This is a genomic window from Enterococcus sp. (genome assembly GCF_022711995.1).
Taxonomy (GTDB): domain Bacteria; phylum Bacillota; class Bacilli; order Lactobacillales; family Enterococcaceae; genus Enterococcus_D.
Window position 1 is genome coordinate 18,702 of the sequence record NZ_JALAHI010000103.1, and the last position, 16,249, is coordinate 34,950.

Consider the following 16,249-nt stretch of genomic DNA (forward strand, 5'->3'; position numbering starts at 1 on the left):
TCGGGATACAAGAGGAGGCGTAGCTATGTCGGAATTTTTTATTCAAGACAGACAACTCAGCAGTATCACGCGAACGATCGTTAAAGACGAAAAGGGCAAATCGTTATTCTTGATGGTCGGGCGCTGGGGAACTAAAGGCGATGCACTGTCCCTCTATCGTTTAGATGGCACACTGGTCGCCAGTATTAAGCAAATCAGTTTCACTTTTGGCACACGATTTGAAATCTACAAAGATTTTGAAAAAGTCGGTACCTTGCAAAAAATATTTAACTGGCCGGGAGATTTTTATTATATCCAACAGCTTCATTGGGCGGTCCACGGCGATATTTATAATCATCGGTATGCGATCCATCATTTCAACAAAAAAATCATGGAAATGGACAAAGCGACGTTATTGACGGGCGATTATTATGTCATTGATGTTGCCAACGATGACGATGCCCCGGTTTGCATTTGTATCGCAGCCATCATGGATTATTGGCTTTATAATCGCAAACGCAAGTCCCAGCAACATTTAGAGTTACGATTAACGAACGAAACCAGTTGAGCGCCTCAACTGGTTTCTTTTTGCATATGATCGTATAGATGGCCGCTGATTTCTCGTTCAGCAACCACTTTGAACCCATGTCGTTCATAAAGACGTTTGGCATGGGGATTAGCTTTATCAACGCTTAAACCAATAGTAGTATACCCGTCTCGCTGGGCAATTTTTGGTAGTGCTTCTAGCAGTTCTGAACCGATGCCTTGGCCGCGGAATTTTTCGTCAACACAAATCGTATCCAAGTACCATTCATTAGGCAATGTTTCTTGGTCAACAAATAATTTCATTTCCTTATCCAAACCATAAGAAACCAAAATCTTCGTTAAAGGTGCATCGATGGTCGGTTCATCTTTATCTGGATAACCAAAAGCGATTCCTGCTACTTGGCCATCGATTTCCTTGACCAATCCTCGAGTATAGCCATAACGGTAATCTGGCTCCAACATCGCTTTGGCTAAAATCTCAAGGGTTTTTTCTTCGCCTATTTCTTTTACGAAGGGCAATTCCATATCTTTTAAAATGACTAAGACAAGCTTCGCCATAGCGAACCGATCTTCTTTTTGTGCAAATCTAATCACGTTTTCTCCTCCTTGTATTTCCTTTAGAATAACAGGAATTCCTGGCTATTCCAAGTGAAAAAGCGCCTTTTCTCTTGGAAGGAATCCCTCTGCCTTACTCGTGCAACTCTAATGGTAGGCCGTCTGGGTCTTGGAAGAAAGTCATTTTTTTATTCGTAAAGCTGTCAAAGCGAATCGGCTCACAGGAGATTCCCTTGGCCTCAAGTTCAGCTACGACTTTCTCAATGTCTGTGACGCGAAAAGCCAAGTGTCGTAATCCAGCAGCTTCCGGGTAGCTTGCCCGTTTAGGTGGTTGGTCCACGATAAACAACTCGATTTCAGAAGAACCAAAGGCTAGGTCAATCTTGGTGTCCTTTTTTTCGGGTCGGTGGTGTTCCCGGATCACCTTAAATCCTAACTTATCCACATAGAAAGATTTTGCTTGTTGATAATCACTTGCAATGATCGCCACATGATGCATTTCTGAAAACACCGAATCACTCCTTTTCTACCTACTCAGTTTACCTATTTTTGCTTTCTTTGGCTACAAAAGACTCGCTCCATTTTCTTGTGATTCTGTTATACTGAATACGGAAGGTGATGACATGAAACTACTTTATATTTCAATCTCGGGAAACACTCGAGCATTTATTCGACGATTAATGGATTATGCACAACAACAAACCGAATCTCCGGTAGAATGGCACGTCAAGGAGATCGATGACAATTCGATTTTTGAAGAAGAAAATGAGCCCTTCGTCGTGTTTGTGCCAACTTATCTTGAAGGGGGCAATGGCGTTGAAAATGGGGATCAAGAAATTTTGACAGAAACGATGCGAGAATATATCGATTTTGCCAATAATGCCCGGTTTTGCCGTGGTGTGATCGGCAGCGGCAACAAAAACTTCAATTATCAATACTGTTTAACCGCCAAACAATATGCGGAACAATTTCAAGTTCCCTTTCTAGCAGATTTTGAACTACGAGGAACAACTCAAGATATCGCGCGAATTTACGATGTCTTGTCCAACCTTGATTAATTAGGAGCCAAAGCAAGGTCTCGCTTGCGCTCCTAGAAACGGAGAAAAATATGGATGCAAAATATATGGTTATCTTGATCATTTTATTCGTTGTTGCAGTGATTATCGGATTAGAAGTTTGGAACCGCATAAAATTGCGGCAGCGAGTCAAACAAGAATGGGGAAAACTGCCTCGCCAGCCTCGCTTTGACAAGGAAAAAAGCCTCAAAGAAGCTTGGATGGTGGAAAAGGACTTTCACCCTCACGATAGCGAGATTGATGATATTACTTGGTATGATCTCGACTTGTTTGACGTTTTTGAAATGATCAATAGTACCTACTCCAGCGTGGGATCTGAAGCCCTTTATCAGCAATTACGCAACTTTGACTTTAAATCTGATAAACAGCTAACCACATTGATCGACTTTTTCGCTGCCAATCCTAAAATTCGCGAAGATACCCAATATACCTTTGCCCAGTTAGGAAAATTAGATCATAACTTTTCCAAAAACTATTTGGCATCAGGAAAAAAAGAAAGCATCGGTAATCTGCCTGTTTTCATTTTGTTAGGCTGCTTGCCGATCGTAGGCTTGATCTTATTGGCTTTTGGTTTTGTGCCAGGACTTGCAGTCATTTTGATAAGTGTCCTCTTTAATACGGTCTACTATACGATCAAAAAAGCAACCTTGGAGACAGAACTCAATAGTATGCGCTATTTAGTTCAAACAGTGGCTTGTGGCAGTAAAATTGCCAAACTCGCTACACCTTTACAAGAGCAAATTCAAAAAGAACTACTACCACTGAAAAAAATTCCTCGCTTTGGTGTTTCGTTTCGTTCAAAAAACGGCAGTGAAGGCGATATGATTTTTGAATACATCAATATTATCTTTATGTTGCCCTTTATCTCTTACCATTACGTTGTCACAGCTTTGGCTCGGTACAACCAGCAAGCCATCGCGCTGTGGGAGTTATTAGGTAAATTGGAGATTGCTTGTGCGATCCTTAATTTCCGGACCTATATGCCGCTCACTTGTATTCCTGCCTTCGAAAAAGGGCCAGTCACTGCAAAAGGAACCTATCACCCCCTTCTAACAGAAGCGGTGATGAATGATGTCGATTGGCAAACCAATACTTTGGTCACCGGATCTAATGCTTCGGGTAAGTCGACCTATGTCAAAAGCATTGCGATCAACTGCTTACTGGCACAAACGATCCAAACAGCCGTTGCCGAATCCTTTACGATGGAACCAGGTCATGTCTTAACCTCAATGGCGGTAGAAGATGATTTGTTTGAAGGGGACAGCTACTTTGTTGCAGAAATCAAATCCATCAAACGCTTATTGGAACAAGTGCAACAAAAGGATCGCTGTTATTGTTTTATCGATGAGATTTTAAAAGGAACGAACACGATTGAACGGATAGCGGCTTCTGCCAGCATTATTCACTGGCTGCGGGACTACCCTAGTCTGGCTTTTATTGCGACTCACGACATCGAGCTCACTGAAATATTGAAAAATGACTGCAGCAATATCCATTTTTCTGAGCAAGTCACGGCAGATGATGGCATCTCTTTTGACTACAAGGTCAAACAAGGTCCTTCAACAAGCCGAAATGCGATTGCGCTATTGCGGGTGTTGGGTTATCCGAAATCCATCGTTGAACAGGCCGAAAATGAAGCAGCGTATTTCAATCAACAGCGGACTTGGCAAGACTTATAATCTCTCTCAAAAAAATGAATGGTTCCGTCGGTTTTTCTATAGAAAACTTCCAAGAAAGTTTCACCGCAAATCAAAACTGTTCTAAATAAAAACTGTTTCATTGATCCAAACTTCGTCATAAACAAAAAAGCTGTGAGAAAAAGAAGTGTATTGAGGACCACTGGCACTGAGGACAATGCCAGTTGGTTCTTCGTGACTTCTTTTCTCACAGCTTTCTTTATGGTTGTTCTAGCCAAATAAATCTGTCTGTAAACTATATTGTTTTCCTTGTAAAATGTCATACTGGATCAGCTGATACGCTTCATAGAGTTCTTTGGACTCGGCATCCAAACTAAGTTCACTGCGCCACTGTTCGCCTTGATAATACTGCCCATTTTCAAAGGCTGGTAACTTTTCTTGCAGTGCCAGCAGCAACGCGTAAAATCCATTGATTGGTTGTTGGCTTTCATTCAGCACATTAGGAGCAAAGTAGAAGGGACTCGTTACCGGCACCGTCTCATTTGAGAAAGTGCCCTCCGAATCCACCATCAAAAACTGTGTTTCATGTAATGTAGCAGTCTCATTTTGTTCTTTGATGGCATCCGAGTAGATCCCCGGCAAGTGATCCCCCCAGAAAACGACTAATGTCCTTCGATTCAGTTGTTTCAATTGCTGGATAAAGTTTTTCAATGCTGTGCTGCTGTAAGACACATCTTGCAAATAATTTTCAAGAGCAGTCATGTTCCCATCCCCGCTTGCTTGATAATTCAAGGTAGTGTATTTCCCCTCATAAGGCATATGAGTCTGCATCGTCACTAAATGAACGAATTGCGGTTTTTGATCATCTGCTAACAGGGAAAGAACTTCTTTGTAAGCCGAAGCATCTGAAATATAAGGATTGTTCTCGATCTTGTCGGTGTAAGTCATGGTGTCTTGATCCAAAAAGGTTTGGAATCCCATCACGTTATAGACATCCTTACGTTTGTACATCGATGTATCATAGGGGTGGATCGCTGTGGCGTCATAGCCTTGCTTTTGTAAATACGAGACCACAGAAGGCAGTTGAGATAATTTAGGAACCAGCATCGTGTAGGGCGTCGTCATTTGCGGATTCAACAGCCCCATGGAAAAACTAGTCAATGCTTCAAATTCAATATTTGCCGTTCCGCCGCCATAATTTTGCGACAGCATCTTACCACTGATGGTTTGATCGGCTACCGCATAGTAATCCTTTAACGGATCTCCGGTGATCGTCAGTCCTTTTAGATGGCTGGGATCAGAAAAACTTTCGCTCATGACGTAAACGATATTTGGTGCTTCTTGATCCCGATCTTTATTGATTTCCGCTGCTTTTTCGGTATATTTTTTGGCAATTTCTTTCATCTTCGCTTCAGAATAGTCCGCAGGTTTCTCCATTGCATCCACTCGCAGATTAAAGAGAAACCCACCGATAAAGCCGGTATTATAGTAGTTCATTTTTTGTGAATAAGGAATCCATAATGCCGTTCTATTGTATGCTTTTCTAAGCAAATTATTGCTATCATTAAAATGAGATACATAAACTAAACCTGCCGTACATACTAGTAATATCATACCTCGCAGCAGTTGTTGCTGCTTTGATAACTTGCGGCTGCGGTAAATGCTCCAGATAATTGCTGCCAGGGCGACCAATATGCACAAGATAGCTAAAACGAAAGGTCCGGTTCCGATCATCGTATGCAACAGATCAAACTGTGTAACCATCTTCAAGTCATCGGGGTAGATGGGTTCTTGACGGTAAGCCATTTTGAGGTAATTGGCATAACCCAAGATCCCAATCACAATACTATAAAACAGGGCTCCAGCACCAATCGATCCGGCAATACTTGCCAATAGACCATAGAAAAGCAGCAGCACCAGACAAGCTAAGAAAAATTTTTCCGTGTGCCAAGAAAAAGCAAATTTCAGGGCTAAATCGACAGATAGGTTATTTTGGCACCACTGCAGATAGAGATTGCTAAAGACAATTAAAAGCAAACTAGCGATCCCTTTTAATCCCACCTTCAAATAGGGGTGAATCTTTATTTTCACGAAGGATATCCCTCCTTTTCTAACGATAGTTTGTATTTTATGCTTTGCTATTTAGAATGTAAAGTGTCCATACCATTTTTGGTTGATTTTTAACTCTTTACTAGCTGTGTCGTTTCATCAAGACCGGAAAAAGGCACAAAAAGACCCGAACAATCTATGCTGTCCTGTGACACCTTGTGGCTTACCAGCAAGGTGATTGTTTGACAGAAGGCATTTTTCAATTGATCGGGTGTTTGTTTGATTCGTTTGTCCTAATGGTGTTAAAAAATCAGCACCACTTGGCTATTTCCAGAAATCATCGAAAATGGATATAGGCAAATGCCGTTTATGTTGCGTTTTGCGCCACCAATTTTCAATCGTTTGTTGCGCATTTGGTGAAACGGTCTTTCCTTCCAAGTAATCATCGATCTCATCATAGGTCACACCTAGCGCGACTTCATCAGCGATCATTGGTTTGCCATCTTCCAAATCAGCAGTAGGCACTTTTTGATAGAGTGCTTCCGGCGCTCCTAATTCTTGCAACAATTGACGCCCTTGACGTTTGTTCAAACGAAACAGCGGCAAAAGGTCAGCCCCACCATCACCGAATTTCGTAAAGAATCCCGTGATATTTTCAGCAGCATGGTCAGTTCCTAGAACTGCGCCCGCTTTTTCTCCAGCAACGGCATACTGGGTGATCATTCGCTGCCGTGCCTTGATATTGCCTTTATTAAAATCGGAAATCGCCAGACCAGCTTCTTCTACAGCGGCCACTTGCGCATCAACTGCTGCTTTGATATTGACCCGGAGGGTAATGTCCGGTTTGATAAATTCGATGGCTTTTTTGGCATCTTCTTCATCCGCCTGTTCTCCATAAGGTAAGCGGATCGCAATGAACTGATAATTGGGATCACTGGTTTCGCTGCGCATTTCTTCCATCGTCAACTGAGCCAATCGACCAGCCAACGTTGAATCTTGTCCCCCACTGATTCCTAAAACAAATGTCTTCAAAAACGGATTTTTTTGAAGATAGGCTTTTAAAAATTCAATACTCTTCCGGATCTCTGCTTTCGCGTCAATTGATGGAACTACGCCTAATTCTTGAATGATCTCTTGTTGCAATGTCATAGAAACGCCTCCTAATTTTTTTTGAAGATCGGCACATTATTTATTGATAAAGCCCAATCAAATGACTTCTGTCTTGATTTGTCCGCGGACTTTCTCGATCGTCCGCATTTTATGATTCCAGCATTCTTGGGAAAGATCCACTGGGTATTTTTGCGGATTCAAATCCCGCTTGTACTCATCCCACAATGAATCCAAACAATTTGTAGCATAGGCTTTGATATGTTCAAGATCCGGCATTTGATAAACTTGTTTCCCCTCAACAAAAATATCTTGGAGTAAAGGCCGAGCATCAAAGTCGGTCACTGTTTTATTGATAAAGGTGTGGACTGGGTGGAACATGAATAATTCATTTTCTGCTTGCGGATTTTCTTCCCAGAGAGTAATATAGTCCCCTTCAGACTTACCATCTTTTTTGCGTGTGATGCGCCAGACTTGTTTTTTCCCTGGTGTAGAAACTTTCTCTGCATTTCCTGATAATTTGATCGTATCGATCATTTCGCCTTGTTCGTTTTCAATCGAGACTAATTTGTAGACAGCACCCAACGCTGGTTGATCATAGGCGGTGATCAATTTTGTGCCGACACCCCAAACATCGATTTTCGCTTTTTGCATCTTCAGACTCAAGATGGTACTTTCATCCAAATCATTCGACGCGTAGATCTTAGCCTCGGTAAAACCAGCCTCATCCAATTGTTCTCTAACCTTTTTAGAAATATAAGCCATATCTCCACTATCGATCCGTACCCCTAAAAAGTTGATCTGATCCCCTAATTCTTTGGCGACACGAATCGCATTCGGAACACCTAAGCGTAAAGTATCATAGGTATCGACTAAAAAGACACAATCTTTGTGGGTCTTGGCATACGCCATAAAGGCATCATAGTCATTACCATAAGATTGCACGAGAGAATGGGCGTGGGTTCCACTTGCAGGAATCCCGAAGATTTTAGCTGCTCGAACATTACTTGTCGCTCCAGCACCACCGATATACGCTGCTCGAGTACCCCAAATGGCTGCATCCAATTCTTGTGCACGACGAGACCCAAATTCTAATAAAGGATCATCACCGATCACCGATTTGATACGGGCAGCTTTTGTGGCAATCAGCGTTTGAAAATTGACCATGTTCAGTAAAGCTGTTTCAATCAATTGCGCCTGTGCCAAAGGCCCTTCAACTTGAATGATCGGTTCATTATTGAAAACCAGATCGCCTTCTAATGCGGAACGAACCGTACAAGCAAATTTGAATTCTTTTAAATAATCCAAAAAAGCTTCCGGATAGCCGCCGATTTCTCTTAAATAATCGATATCAGTATCTGAAAAAGTCAAATTGTTCAAATAATCGACTAAGCGTTCCAACCCAGCAAAGATGGCATAACCATTTTCAAAAGGCATTTCGCGGAAATAACACTCAAAGACCGCATTCAAATCCGCCCGGCCTAATTCCCAATAGGTTTGCATCATATTGATCTGATAAAGATCCGTATGCAAAGTGAAACTATCATCTTTAAATAATTTTTGCATTGTTTTGCTCCCTCATACTTACTTCTTCTTATTATAGCAAAAAAAGAAAAAAAGAAAGAATTTCGTGTTTTTTCTTCAAAAAAAGAGCCTGCGGCATAAATCGTGAAAACAAACGATCCTAGCAAGAGGCGGGTCTGCAGCCGACACCTCTGTTTCGGATAGTCTGTCTTCTTTTGACTTATGTCACCAGCCTCTTATTGATTCACAACGTAATCAACGCGGATGATATCTTTGCGGGGTCTCAAAAATGAGATCCCTGCTGCTTCCATTTTTTTGCGGACATTTACATCCACTGTGACATCTTTGCGATCGACTTTCAATAAACGATGAATCGCAGTATCCACTTCATTTTTGCTGATTTTTTTCTTATTGTTGATCAAGACTAACGTGATTTTATCAAAGGTATCGACATACATGACTTGTGTACGATCAAGCGAATACAGTTTGTAATATTTGATGGCAACATTATCAAAAATATATTTCGAAATAACTGGATAAAATGTCTCCAAGTTTAGATTTTGGTTAACAGGTGTTTCAATCAGTTTCATATACAACATCCTCTCGTATTAATTCATCCATGATAAATTGGCCAACTCCGCCTGCTGCGGCACTTGGGATAGTACGATCACACACTGTACGAATTGCTTCACTGGCATTCGCCACTGCAACAGAAACATCGACGGTTTCAAACATAGCTAAATCATTTTCACCGTCACCGATCCCAAAACTTTTGGCATTTGGAAAAGCCTTCATGAAATTTGTGATCGCAGCCCCTTTTGTTGCTAAAGGATCAACTACTTCCAACGTTTGAACAAAGGATTGAAAGGCGCTGACTGGTTCTGACTGCAGCAGAATCCGTAACTGTTCGATCTTTTCATCAGAAGCTTCCATGAGTTCGATCTTGAGAACATTGATCGTCGGTCGCTCCTTGATGTAAGCCAAAAGGTCTTGTGCATGAATGCACGCATTTAAAAAGTAATCCTGCTTATATTCAGCGATCATCGTTCCTCTATCGCCGAGATCTGATACTAATTTATGGGTCAAAGCCGTCATGTGTTCTTGATAATTCTTAGGGTCTTTGCAGATAACCCCTTGATCGGTATGCAAGAAATAAAAAATATTTTCATTTTCAAGAATCTTAGTCACCGTTTCTAAGGTGGACAAAGGCAAGCAATTCGCTAATATTGGTGCTTGTCCTTCTAATTTTAGCCCTGCTCCATTGCCAAAGATGACATCACAAGAAATGCCCTCTTCGATCATCAGTGCTTCCACTAAGTCATACCCTCGTCCAGTCACAAAAACGAAATGATCCCCTTGTGCTTGCAACTGGTTGATCGCTGTTTTATTGATCTCTGGAACTGGTTGACCCATTTCCTGAAATGTCCCGTCTATATCGGAAAAAACTATTTGCATCGAATCTTCCTTTCTTTGTTATAATTATAACATAATTTGAGGATGCAAAAAATTTTTATTGACATTGACGTTACGTAAAACTTTATCATGAGAAGGTAAGGAGGGGGAAATTTGGAATATAGTATAACAGCACTGGCTAAAATCTCCGGCGTCAGCAGCCGCACATTGCGCTATTACGATCAGATCGGCTTACTCAAACCCGCAAGAGTCAATTCAGCTGGCTATCGAATCTATGGTCTTCAGCAGGTAGACCGGCTTCAGCAGATTTTGTACTTTAAATCCTTTGGCCTACCCCTAGAAGAAATTCGTCACTTACTGGATGATCCAAAACAAGATGTTCAATCTTTGCTGGTGGCCCACTATCACCGATTGTCGCGGGAACGGGCAGCACTAGATCGCTTGTTGACAACATTAGCCCAGACCATCACTTATTATGAAGGAGAACAGAAAATGTCAGATGAAGAAAAATTTGCTTATTTTAAACAACAAAAACTCGCAGCCAATGAAGAAGCTTACGGCGAAGAGATTCGTGCCGCCTACGGAGAAAAAGTAGTCGAAGAAAGCAACCAAAAATGGCAGAACATGTCCTTTGACACTTATCAGGAATTGCAGCAAACCGAAAATGACCTTTTTGAAGCATTGAAACAGTTGGTAAGCCAACCCTTTGATGTAACGACCGATTTGGCGCAAACCGTCTTCCAGCTGCACAAAAAATGGCTGCAAGAAGCAGCCCCCTTTTATTCCGCTGATTACCATCGCAGCTTAGGTGAAATGTACATCCAAGACGCCCGTTTTACTGCTTATTATGACCAAAAGGCTGGTGAAGGCGCAGCTGCCTGTCTGCAAGCCGTTATCGCTCATTACGCAGACTAATCACCAACAAAGAGGACTTGAGCCGCATTAGGTGGGCGCAAGTCCTCTTCGCTTGATAAAGGTATAAGGAATCCGAATGGACCCTGTTTCTTCTTGGATCGCCAATTTCAACGCCATTTCCCCACATTCATGCAAGTGGTAGTCGATGGTCGAGAATTGAAGCACTTCACTAATAAACAAATTGTCTCTCCCGATGACCAGCAGTTCAGCCGGTGCAGCTAACTTGATTCCCGCTGCTACCCGATCCCCATTGGTAAAAATCGCTTGCACCTGTTTATCCGCGAAAAAAGCAGCTGCCTCACTTCCATCTTCTTCCGTTAAACAATCCCAAAAAATCATTTCTTCCGTAAATGCAGGAAAATACTCCTTGCATAAGCGGACTGTAATTTTTGAATTACTGCTCAACGTACGGCTTCTTCCAAGCGTGATCCCAATTCGTTCGATCCCATTCTCTTTAAAATAAGCAAACACTTCCCGAATGGATTGCTCCCGATCAATATAAGTACAACCATCCGCAACAGAATCGATTTTTTCACAAAAAACCATGCGGCCATAGGCGCGGTACGGTAAGAGTTTTTCTAGCGGATTCGCTCTTGATGTGACGATCAGCGCATCAAACTCTTTAGCAGCAAATTCCTGTAAGTATTCTTCTTCCATGGCAGGTTCATAGCGTGTTGGCAGCAAGGTCACCTTATAGCCGCGAGAAAAAGCACTCGTAGTAATGCCGCTTAGCAGGGCATCGAAATAAGGATGATTGACAAATGGCAAAATCACACCGATATTCTTGGTCTTTCCTGAGCTCAACACTCGTGCAGTATGATTCGGAATGTAGTTTACTTGTTCCATCACTCGCAAGATCTCCTGCCGCTTCTTCTCATCCACGTAAGGATTATTATTGATAACTCGTGAAATCGTTGAAACCGAATACCCTGTCAACTTAGCAATATCTCGAATGTTCGCCATGGGTTTCTCCTTAGACAAATAATTGTTCTTTCATATAGTCTATCACACTTGCGCCGCATTCATAAAATTGATAGTAATCATTCTGATAAATGAAACTAATTCGTTGTGCGCCAAAATGTTCATCCTGTACGAGATGTTTCATTTCTGCAAGTGGGATTTGTGCCACTTTCTCTTGGTAAAACCCCTTAGGCTTCGTGAGAACCAAGGAAGTTCCATCAACTGTCAATGAAACATAGCTGTGTTGTACCCCATTATTTCCCTTTACTTCCATATATGTGTGCATCTTTATCCGCTCCTTTCATCAATAGAATAATCTATGAAACGCGTACCAGAGCAAGCACTTTGTTTCATTTTTCGCCACACAGGTTGTGAATCATTTCGCTTATTCTTAAAATGTTGTTACAATGAAAGAGTAGCCTAAATTCAATATCTACTTTTCACTCGAGGAGGAACGCAAATTGACTTTAGAAGAAGCTTTTTTATTGGATACATTGCGTTGCCGATTCAAATTTTTGCGAGAAGGACAGGCATTGACGCAAAAAGAGGTATCGCAGCAAATCGATGTATCATTGAAGGACTATCTGGACTACGAAGCTGGTGATCGTCTGCCAGACATTATAACGATTTTGCATCTTGCTGCCTTTTATGATGTTTCCGTGGACTACCTTTTAGGTCAAACCGAAGGGATGCACCGGTACCCGCTGTCCTAAGGATCCCTCATATCCAGCAAAGAATGCGGTATCGCCCTGATTGAAGGTCCTTGTGTTTGTGACTACAAGCAGTAGGTCTCATCCATTCAATGGAGCCAGTCAAAAATGGACTCATTTGACGCATAACTGGCGCCATTTTGACAATGTAAATCTGAAACGGAGTTGATTTTATTAAATAAAATCAACTTCTTATTTTTTGCCGGAATTTTTTCATAAAAGTTTTGTCCCAGGCGATAATCATAATAATTTTCGTTTTCTGCTAAAAGGATCAATGTATCCGTCTGCAACGCCTCTAAAGCTATCTGTTCGTTGAATTTGCTGCATTTTTCTAGCAAGCCATTCAAAGAAGTCGCACCAAAGGTCCATTTCGCATGTTCGATTTGCCAGTTTAAAAACTTCTTTCTTGAAATATAACTCGAACAAATTTTTTCAAGTGAGTTGGGAAAGCCTTGCTCCAGATAGCGATGAAGCACTTTGGGAATCGCTTTTTTAAACGAATCAACCATAGACGGAAAATAGTTGTAGAGGACGATTTTATCGAAAAGAGTTGGGTCTAAACTCGCCCCTCGGGAAACCAACAAGCCCCCTAGTGATAAGCCAATGCCGACTTTTAGACCAGAAAGACCATAGGTTTCGCAATAATATTGCACCACTTGACTAGCCACGTCATGCCAATTTTCTTCAAAAACCAGCTGATAGTTTCGAATCATATCCGACTGACCAGGACCTTCATAAAGCACAACATCATACCCATTATCCAAACCAGCTTGAACATTGGTAAAATATAACTCTTCCAGCAAGGCGTCAAAACCACCGCAAACAAAAAGTGTGCCTTTGGATTTTTCAGCCGTTGGAAAAAAAACGGTTCGCATCTTTGCCTGCCGATAATCAATCTTCTCCATGAAATAGTTGGTTTCTTGCAGGTCCAGCCCCTGATAGAACAATTCGATCGACTTTTGATAGACGTACTTTTTCCGTGCATCCTTTGGTGGGAGGAAAAATTCCGCCGCTTGATAATACCTGCTCGCTCGTAGATAGCTCTTCGCTTTCGTAAAACGAGAATAGTTCACCGCCTGTTGTTCAATTTTTTGAGCAATCTTGAACCACTCTTGATACCAGGATTCATAATTTCCATCGATGATTTTTTCCGTCGTTGTCGAAACTTCCCCATAATCTGATCCGCCACTTGCCGCATACCAAAGTAACCTTGTTGCTTCAAATTCAAACTCAAAGCAGTTAAAAAAGTGTTTTTTCATCGTCATTCCCCATTTCTTCTATATGCTATAATTATAAAAAGGAAATTTAAACAGAAAAAGAGGTTACTTTAAAGTGCATAATAAGAAAGCAGATGATTTAAGGCTACGAGAATTGGCATTGCCACTCTTAGGCAAATGGGCCCCCTTTATTTTGATTCTTTTAGCAGAAAAGCCTCGCAACTTTGCAGATTTAGAACGAGAAATGTCTGGTATTTCTAGAAAAGTGTTGACGGAAAACTTAGCGAATTTATTGTCTTATGGCATCATTGAAAAAGAAGGTCAGACATCGAACGGATTCCCTGTGTATTATCATTTGTCTGATTTGGGTAAAAGCAGCTTATTTATCTTGGACACTATTAAAGCCTGGCTAAGAGACAATGAAGCCGAGATCATTGAAAATCGTAGACGTTGGGAAGCAAACACCACCCCAAAATGACTGGCGGATAATGAAAAACAGCCATTAGGTTTTAGGTTGTTAACATGACTATTTTTTATCTGCTGGATTACAGCTTCGAAGGCTTCGATCATCGCAGCTAATTTCACTTTCCAGATTTCTCTTCTAGCAAAATTATTTTGTCTTTCCTCTAGGATTCCTTGTGAAAATTCCAAACTTATTCCTCAAGCGGACTCGAAATTCTACTGAAAGCTTACTGGTCCTCCGATTCGAGTCTTGAAGAACCCAATGAAAAAGCGATTGAAGAAGCGATTCACTAAAACATTGCTTACTTATTAGGCCAAATGCAGCGATTCATTTTTAGCAACCAAAGATTCAGCAATTGGCACGCCAACAAAAAAGCTTTCTCCTCTATCAGAAAAATCTGCTAAAATGTTTTTTCATTTTTCACAGTATCTACTAACCATTAACTTCAAATAGCAACATGACGGCTGTCATTTATTATGTTATACTATTTTTGTCAAAAACATCGTTATTTTTAGTTTTTATTGAATAGCAAGCGATTTCAATTTGATGGCTAAATAAAGCAGCTACAGCTCCGGGCAGACCCATGTCTGAGATAATCTTTGAGGGTATAGATATGAGGAAATCACCCCAAGGTATCTTCTGTGGTATATAAAAAGTAGCCAGTCCTAGGAAGTGCAACTTCTGAATCCTTACAGGTATTCATTTGGATTCTAGTTCTTACGAGCAAATAGAAAAAAATTACGCAAACTTTCTAATTCTTTTGAGAATTATTTAGGTTCACAATGCTGGAAATGTTCTCTTAAATCGAGTAAGGTCCTTGAAAACATTCGTGAAACATATCACTATCAAAACGATTGGTATTCTTTTCTAAGTCTAAAGCAACCTCCTCCAGATGAAGCGGGTATTTCCCGGAAAAGCTTTCATAGAGAAAACATTGAAAGAGGGTTGCTTTACTGCGGAGATGGCTCAAAAATGGTAGCAATGCCTCCCCTTATGAAAGGTAAAAATTCTTCTTCGTTTGAAGTGAAAATGGCAAAACATTAGACTCAAGTCATTCTATTTTCAGAAGACCAGCTATTCAAGAATAAGATGTTAGAAGACAATGATCCAATTAGTAAGTGATCTGTCACTTTGTAAAGGTCACCTGCGATACGACTCAAAGCAGGAAAATCGATTTTCCAGTTAGAGTGGGTAAACACATGTAAAAAGAATAAATTTAGGAGTGAATGAACGTGGGATTATTTGATGGTATCTTAGGCAATGCAACAGACGTAAATCATGAAGAGGTAAAAAAAGAGTTATCCATGGTGTTAATACCAAATGAAAACATCGATCTAGCCTTCAAATTAGTAAGAGACTTAATCGTCTTTACGGATTACCGCTTGATCGTGGTTGATAAACAAGGCATCACCGGCAAAAAAGTGGATTACAAAACATTTCCTTATAAAAGTATCTCTCGATTCAGTGTAGAAACAGCTGGACATTTTGATTTGGACGCTGAATTAAAAATATGGATTTCCGGTGCTGTTGAACCAGCGCTAGACTTGCAATTCAAAAAAGATAAAAGCATTACCCAAATTCAGCAAGCCTTAGCAGCAGCTATCTTGAAATAGAACAACTAAATCTTCTTGCTTAGCTGCCAGAAGGTGGGTACTCCCCTTATTTCGCTAAAGCCTCGCAGATATCCTTGGTCTATCTGCAAAAAATGACCGCTGATTGGTCCATCGATAGCGTATGCTTGTGATGAACCAATCAGCGGCTTTTTGCATTGAATCGATTAGAGATGTGAACGCATGCTTGTATATTTGCCTGATTGTCCCATTATCAGAAAATCCAAATACCTTAAACACTTAATCCAAGATATCTTCCACTCCAGCACCCAATTTAAATAGTCCCTCGATCCAACTTTCACTTATCCATTTAAATAAATTGCTAAATAAAGTTGCATCTTGAATCCAGTCGCTAGATTTTTGAAGAAATTCCGTTGCTTTTTCTGTTTTACTCACCTTCCAATCATAAAAAAAAGAAGCCTTAAAAGGCTCCGTTGTTACATCAAAATATTTTCAAATCATGCTTCTACATCAAATAAATTTAATCG

General features: G+C 40.8%; 17 protein-coding genes. 7 read left to right on the forward strand and 10 right to left on the reverse strand.

Annotated features, from left to right (window positions below; genetic code table 11):
- The first annotated feature begins 25 nt into the window (after positions 1 to 25).
- A complete protein-coding gene (locus Q0A12_RS10010; RefSeq protein ID WP_291292509.1) occupies positions 26 to 547 on the forward strand; it encodes a hypothetical protein in 522 nt (173 codons plus the stop codon).
- A 5-nt stretch (positions 548 to 552) separates the two neighbouring features.
- Here the strand turns inward: Q0A12_RS10010 and Q0A12_RS10015 are convergent, their stop codons facing one another.
- Both Q0A12_RS10015 and Q0A12_RS10020 read right to left on the reverse strand, forming a co-directional pair.
- Positions 553 to 1,119, reverse strand: a complete 567-nt coding sequence (locus Q0A12_RS10015) for an N-acetyltransferase (RefSeq protein WP_291292510.1) — start codon at positions 1,117 to 1,119, stop codon at positions 553 to 555.
- A 94-nt stretch (positions 1,120 to 1,213) separates the two neighbouring features.
- Positions 1,214 to 1,579, reverse strand: a complete 366-nt coding sequence (locus Q0A12_RS10020; protein ID WP_291292526.1) for a VOC family protein — start codon at positions 1,577 to 1,579, stop codon at positions 1,214 to 1,216.
- Positions 1,580 to 1,703: 124 nt separating this feature from the next.
- Between Q0A12_RS10020 and nrdI the strand changes: the two genes are divergently transcribed.
- Both nrdI and Q0A12_RS10030 read left to right on the forward strand, forming a co-directional pair.
- Positions 1,704 to 2,138 (forward strand): class Ib ribonucleoside-diphosphate reductase assembly flavoprotein NrdI, encoded by a 435-nt coding sequence (gene nrdI / locus Q0A12_RS10025; protein ID WP_291292511.1) that lies wholly within the window; start codon positions 1,704 to 1,706, stop codon positions 2,136 to 2,138.
- 50 nt (positions 2,139 to 2,188) lie between these two features.
- Positions 2,189 to 3,835 (forward strand): DNA mismatch repair protein MutS, encoded by a 1,647-nt coding sequence (locus Q0A12_RS10030; RefSeq protein ID WP_291292512.1) that lies wholly within the window; start codon positions 2,189 to 2,191, stop codon positions 3,833 to 3,835.
- Positions 3,836 to 4,063: 228 nt separating this feature from the next.
- On the opposite strand, the gene Q0A12_RS10035 is transcribed toward Q0A12_RS10030, so the two are convergent.
- From Q0A12_RS10035 to Q0A12_RS10055, 5 genes are all read right to left on the reverse strand, one after another.
- Positions 4,064 to 5,884 carry an LTA synthase family protein gene (locus Q0A12_RS10035; RefSeq protein ID WP_291292513.1) on the reverse strand — a complete coding sequence of 607 codons (1,821 nt, stop codon included), beginning with the start codon at positions 5,882 to 5,884 and terminating at the stop codon, positions 4,064 to 4,066.
- Positions 5,885 to 6,166: 282 nt separating this feature from the next.
- A complete protein-coding gene (gene nadE, locus Q0A12_RS10040) occupies positions 6,167 to 6,991 on the reverse strand; it encodes an ammonia-dependent NAD(+) synthetase (protein ID WP_291292514.1) in 825 nt (274 codons plus the stop codon).
- A 57-nt stretch (positions 6,992 to 7,048) separates the two neighbouring features.
- Complete coding sequence (locus Q0A12_RS10045; protein WP_291292515.1) at positions 7,049 to 8,515, reverse strand: nicotinate phosphoribosyltransferase; 1,467 nt, start codon at positions 8,513 to 8,515, stop codon at positions 7,049 to 7,051.
- Between the two features lie 194 nt (positions 8,516 to 8,709).
- Complete coding sequence (locus Q0A12_RS10050; protein WP_291292516.1) at positions 8,710 to 9,063, reverse strand: DUF1827 family protein; 354 nt, start codon at positions 9,061 to 9,063, stop codon at positions 8,710 to 8,712.
- The gene (locus Q0A12_RS10055; protein ID WP_291292517.1) at positions 9,050 to 9,928 is read right to left on the reverse strand and encodes an HAD-IIB family hydrolase; all 879 of its coding nucleotides are present in this window, start codon (positions 9,926 to 9,928) and stop codon (positions 9,050 to 9,052) included. Before Q0A12_RS10055 ends, Q0A12_RS10050 begins: the two co-directional genes overlap by 14 nt.
- Before the next feature lie 111 nt (positions 9,929 to 10,039).
- On the opposite strand from Q0A12_RS10055, the gene Q0A12_RS10060 reads away from it, so the two are divergent.
- A complete protein-coding gene (locus tag Q0A12_RS10060) occupies positions 10,040 to 10,801 on the forward strand; it encodes a MerR family transcriptional regulator (protein WP_291292518.1) in 762 nt (253 codons plus the stop codon).
- 27 nt (positions 10,802 to 10,828) lie between these two features.
- On the opposite strand, the gene Q0A12_RS10065 is transcribed toward Q0A12_RS10060, so the two are convergent.
- The gene (locus Q0A12_RS10065) at positions 10,829 to 11,764 is read right to left on the reverse strand and encodes a LacI family DNA-binding transcriptional regulator (protein WP_291292519.1); all 936 of its coding nucleotides are present in this window, start codon (positions 11,762 to 11,764) and stop codon (positions 10,829 to 10,831) included.
- A 10-nt stretch (positions 11,765 to 11,774) separates the two neighbouring features.
- Positions 11,775 to 12,047 (reverse strand): hypothetical protein, encoded by a 273-nt coding sequence (locus tag Q0A12_RS10070; RefSeq protein ID WP_291292520.1) that lies wholly within the window; start codon positions 12,045 to 12,047, stop codon positions 11,775 to 11,777.
- Positions 12,048 to 12,222: 175 nt separating this feature from the next.
- Here Q0A12_RS10070 and Q0A12_RS10075 point away from each other — a divergent pair, with 175 nt between their 5' ends.
- Positions 12,223 to 12,474: a helix-turn-helix transcriptional regulator gene (locus Q0A12_RS10075; protein ID WP_291292521.1), complete on the forward strand. Its 252-nt coding sequence runs from the start codon at positions 12,223 to 12,225 to the stop codon at positions 12,472 to 12,474.
- Between the two features lie 86 nt (positions 12,475 to 12,560).
- On the opposite strand, the gene Q0A12_RS10080 is transcribed toward Q0A12_RS10075, so the two are convergent.
- Positions 12,561 to 13,730 carry an alpha/beta hydrolase gene (locus Q0A12_RS10080; protein ID WP_291292522.1) on the reverse strand — a complete coding sequence of 390 codons (1,170 nt, stop codon included), beginning with the start codon at positions 13,728 to 13,730 and terminating at the stop codon, positions 12,561 to 12,563.
- Positions 13,731 to 13,803: 73 nt separating this feature from the next.
- On the opposite strand from Q0A12_RS10080, the gene Q0A12_RS10085 reads away from it, so the two are divergent.
- Together Q0A12_RS10085 and Q0A12_RS10090 are read left to right on the forward strand one after the other, a co-directional pair.
- Positions 13,804 to 14,166 (forward strand): helix-turn-helix domain-containing protein, encoded by a 363-nt coding sequence (locus tag Q0A12_RS10085; RefSeq protein ID WP_291292523.1) that lies wholly within the window; start codon positions 13,804 to 13,806, stop codon positions 14,164 to 14,166.
- Positions 14,167 to 15,383: 1,217 nt separating this feature from the next.
- On the forward strand, positions 15,384 to 15,764 hold the full coding sequence (locus tag Q0A12_RS10090; RefSeq protein ID WP_291292524.1) for a PH domain-containing protein: 381 nt from the start codon (positions 15,384 to 15,386) through the stop codon (positions 15,762 to 15,764).
- Positions 15,765 to 16,249 lie beyond the last annotated feature (485 nt).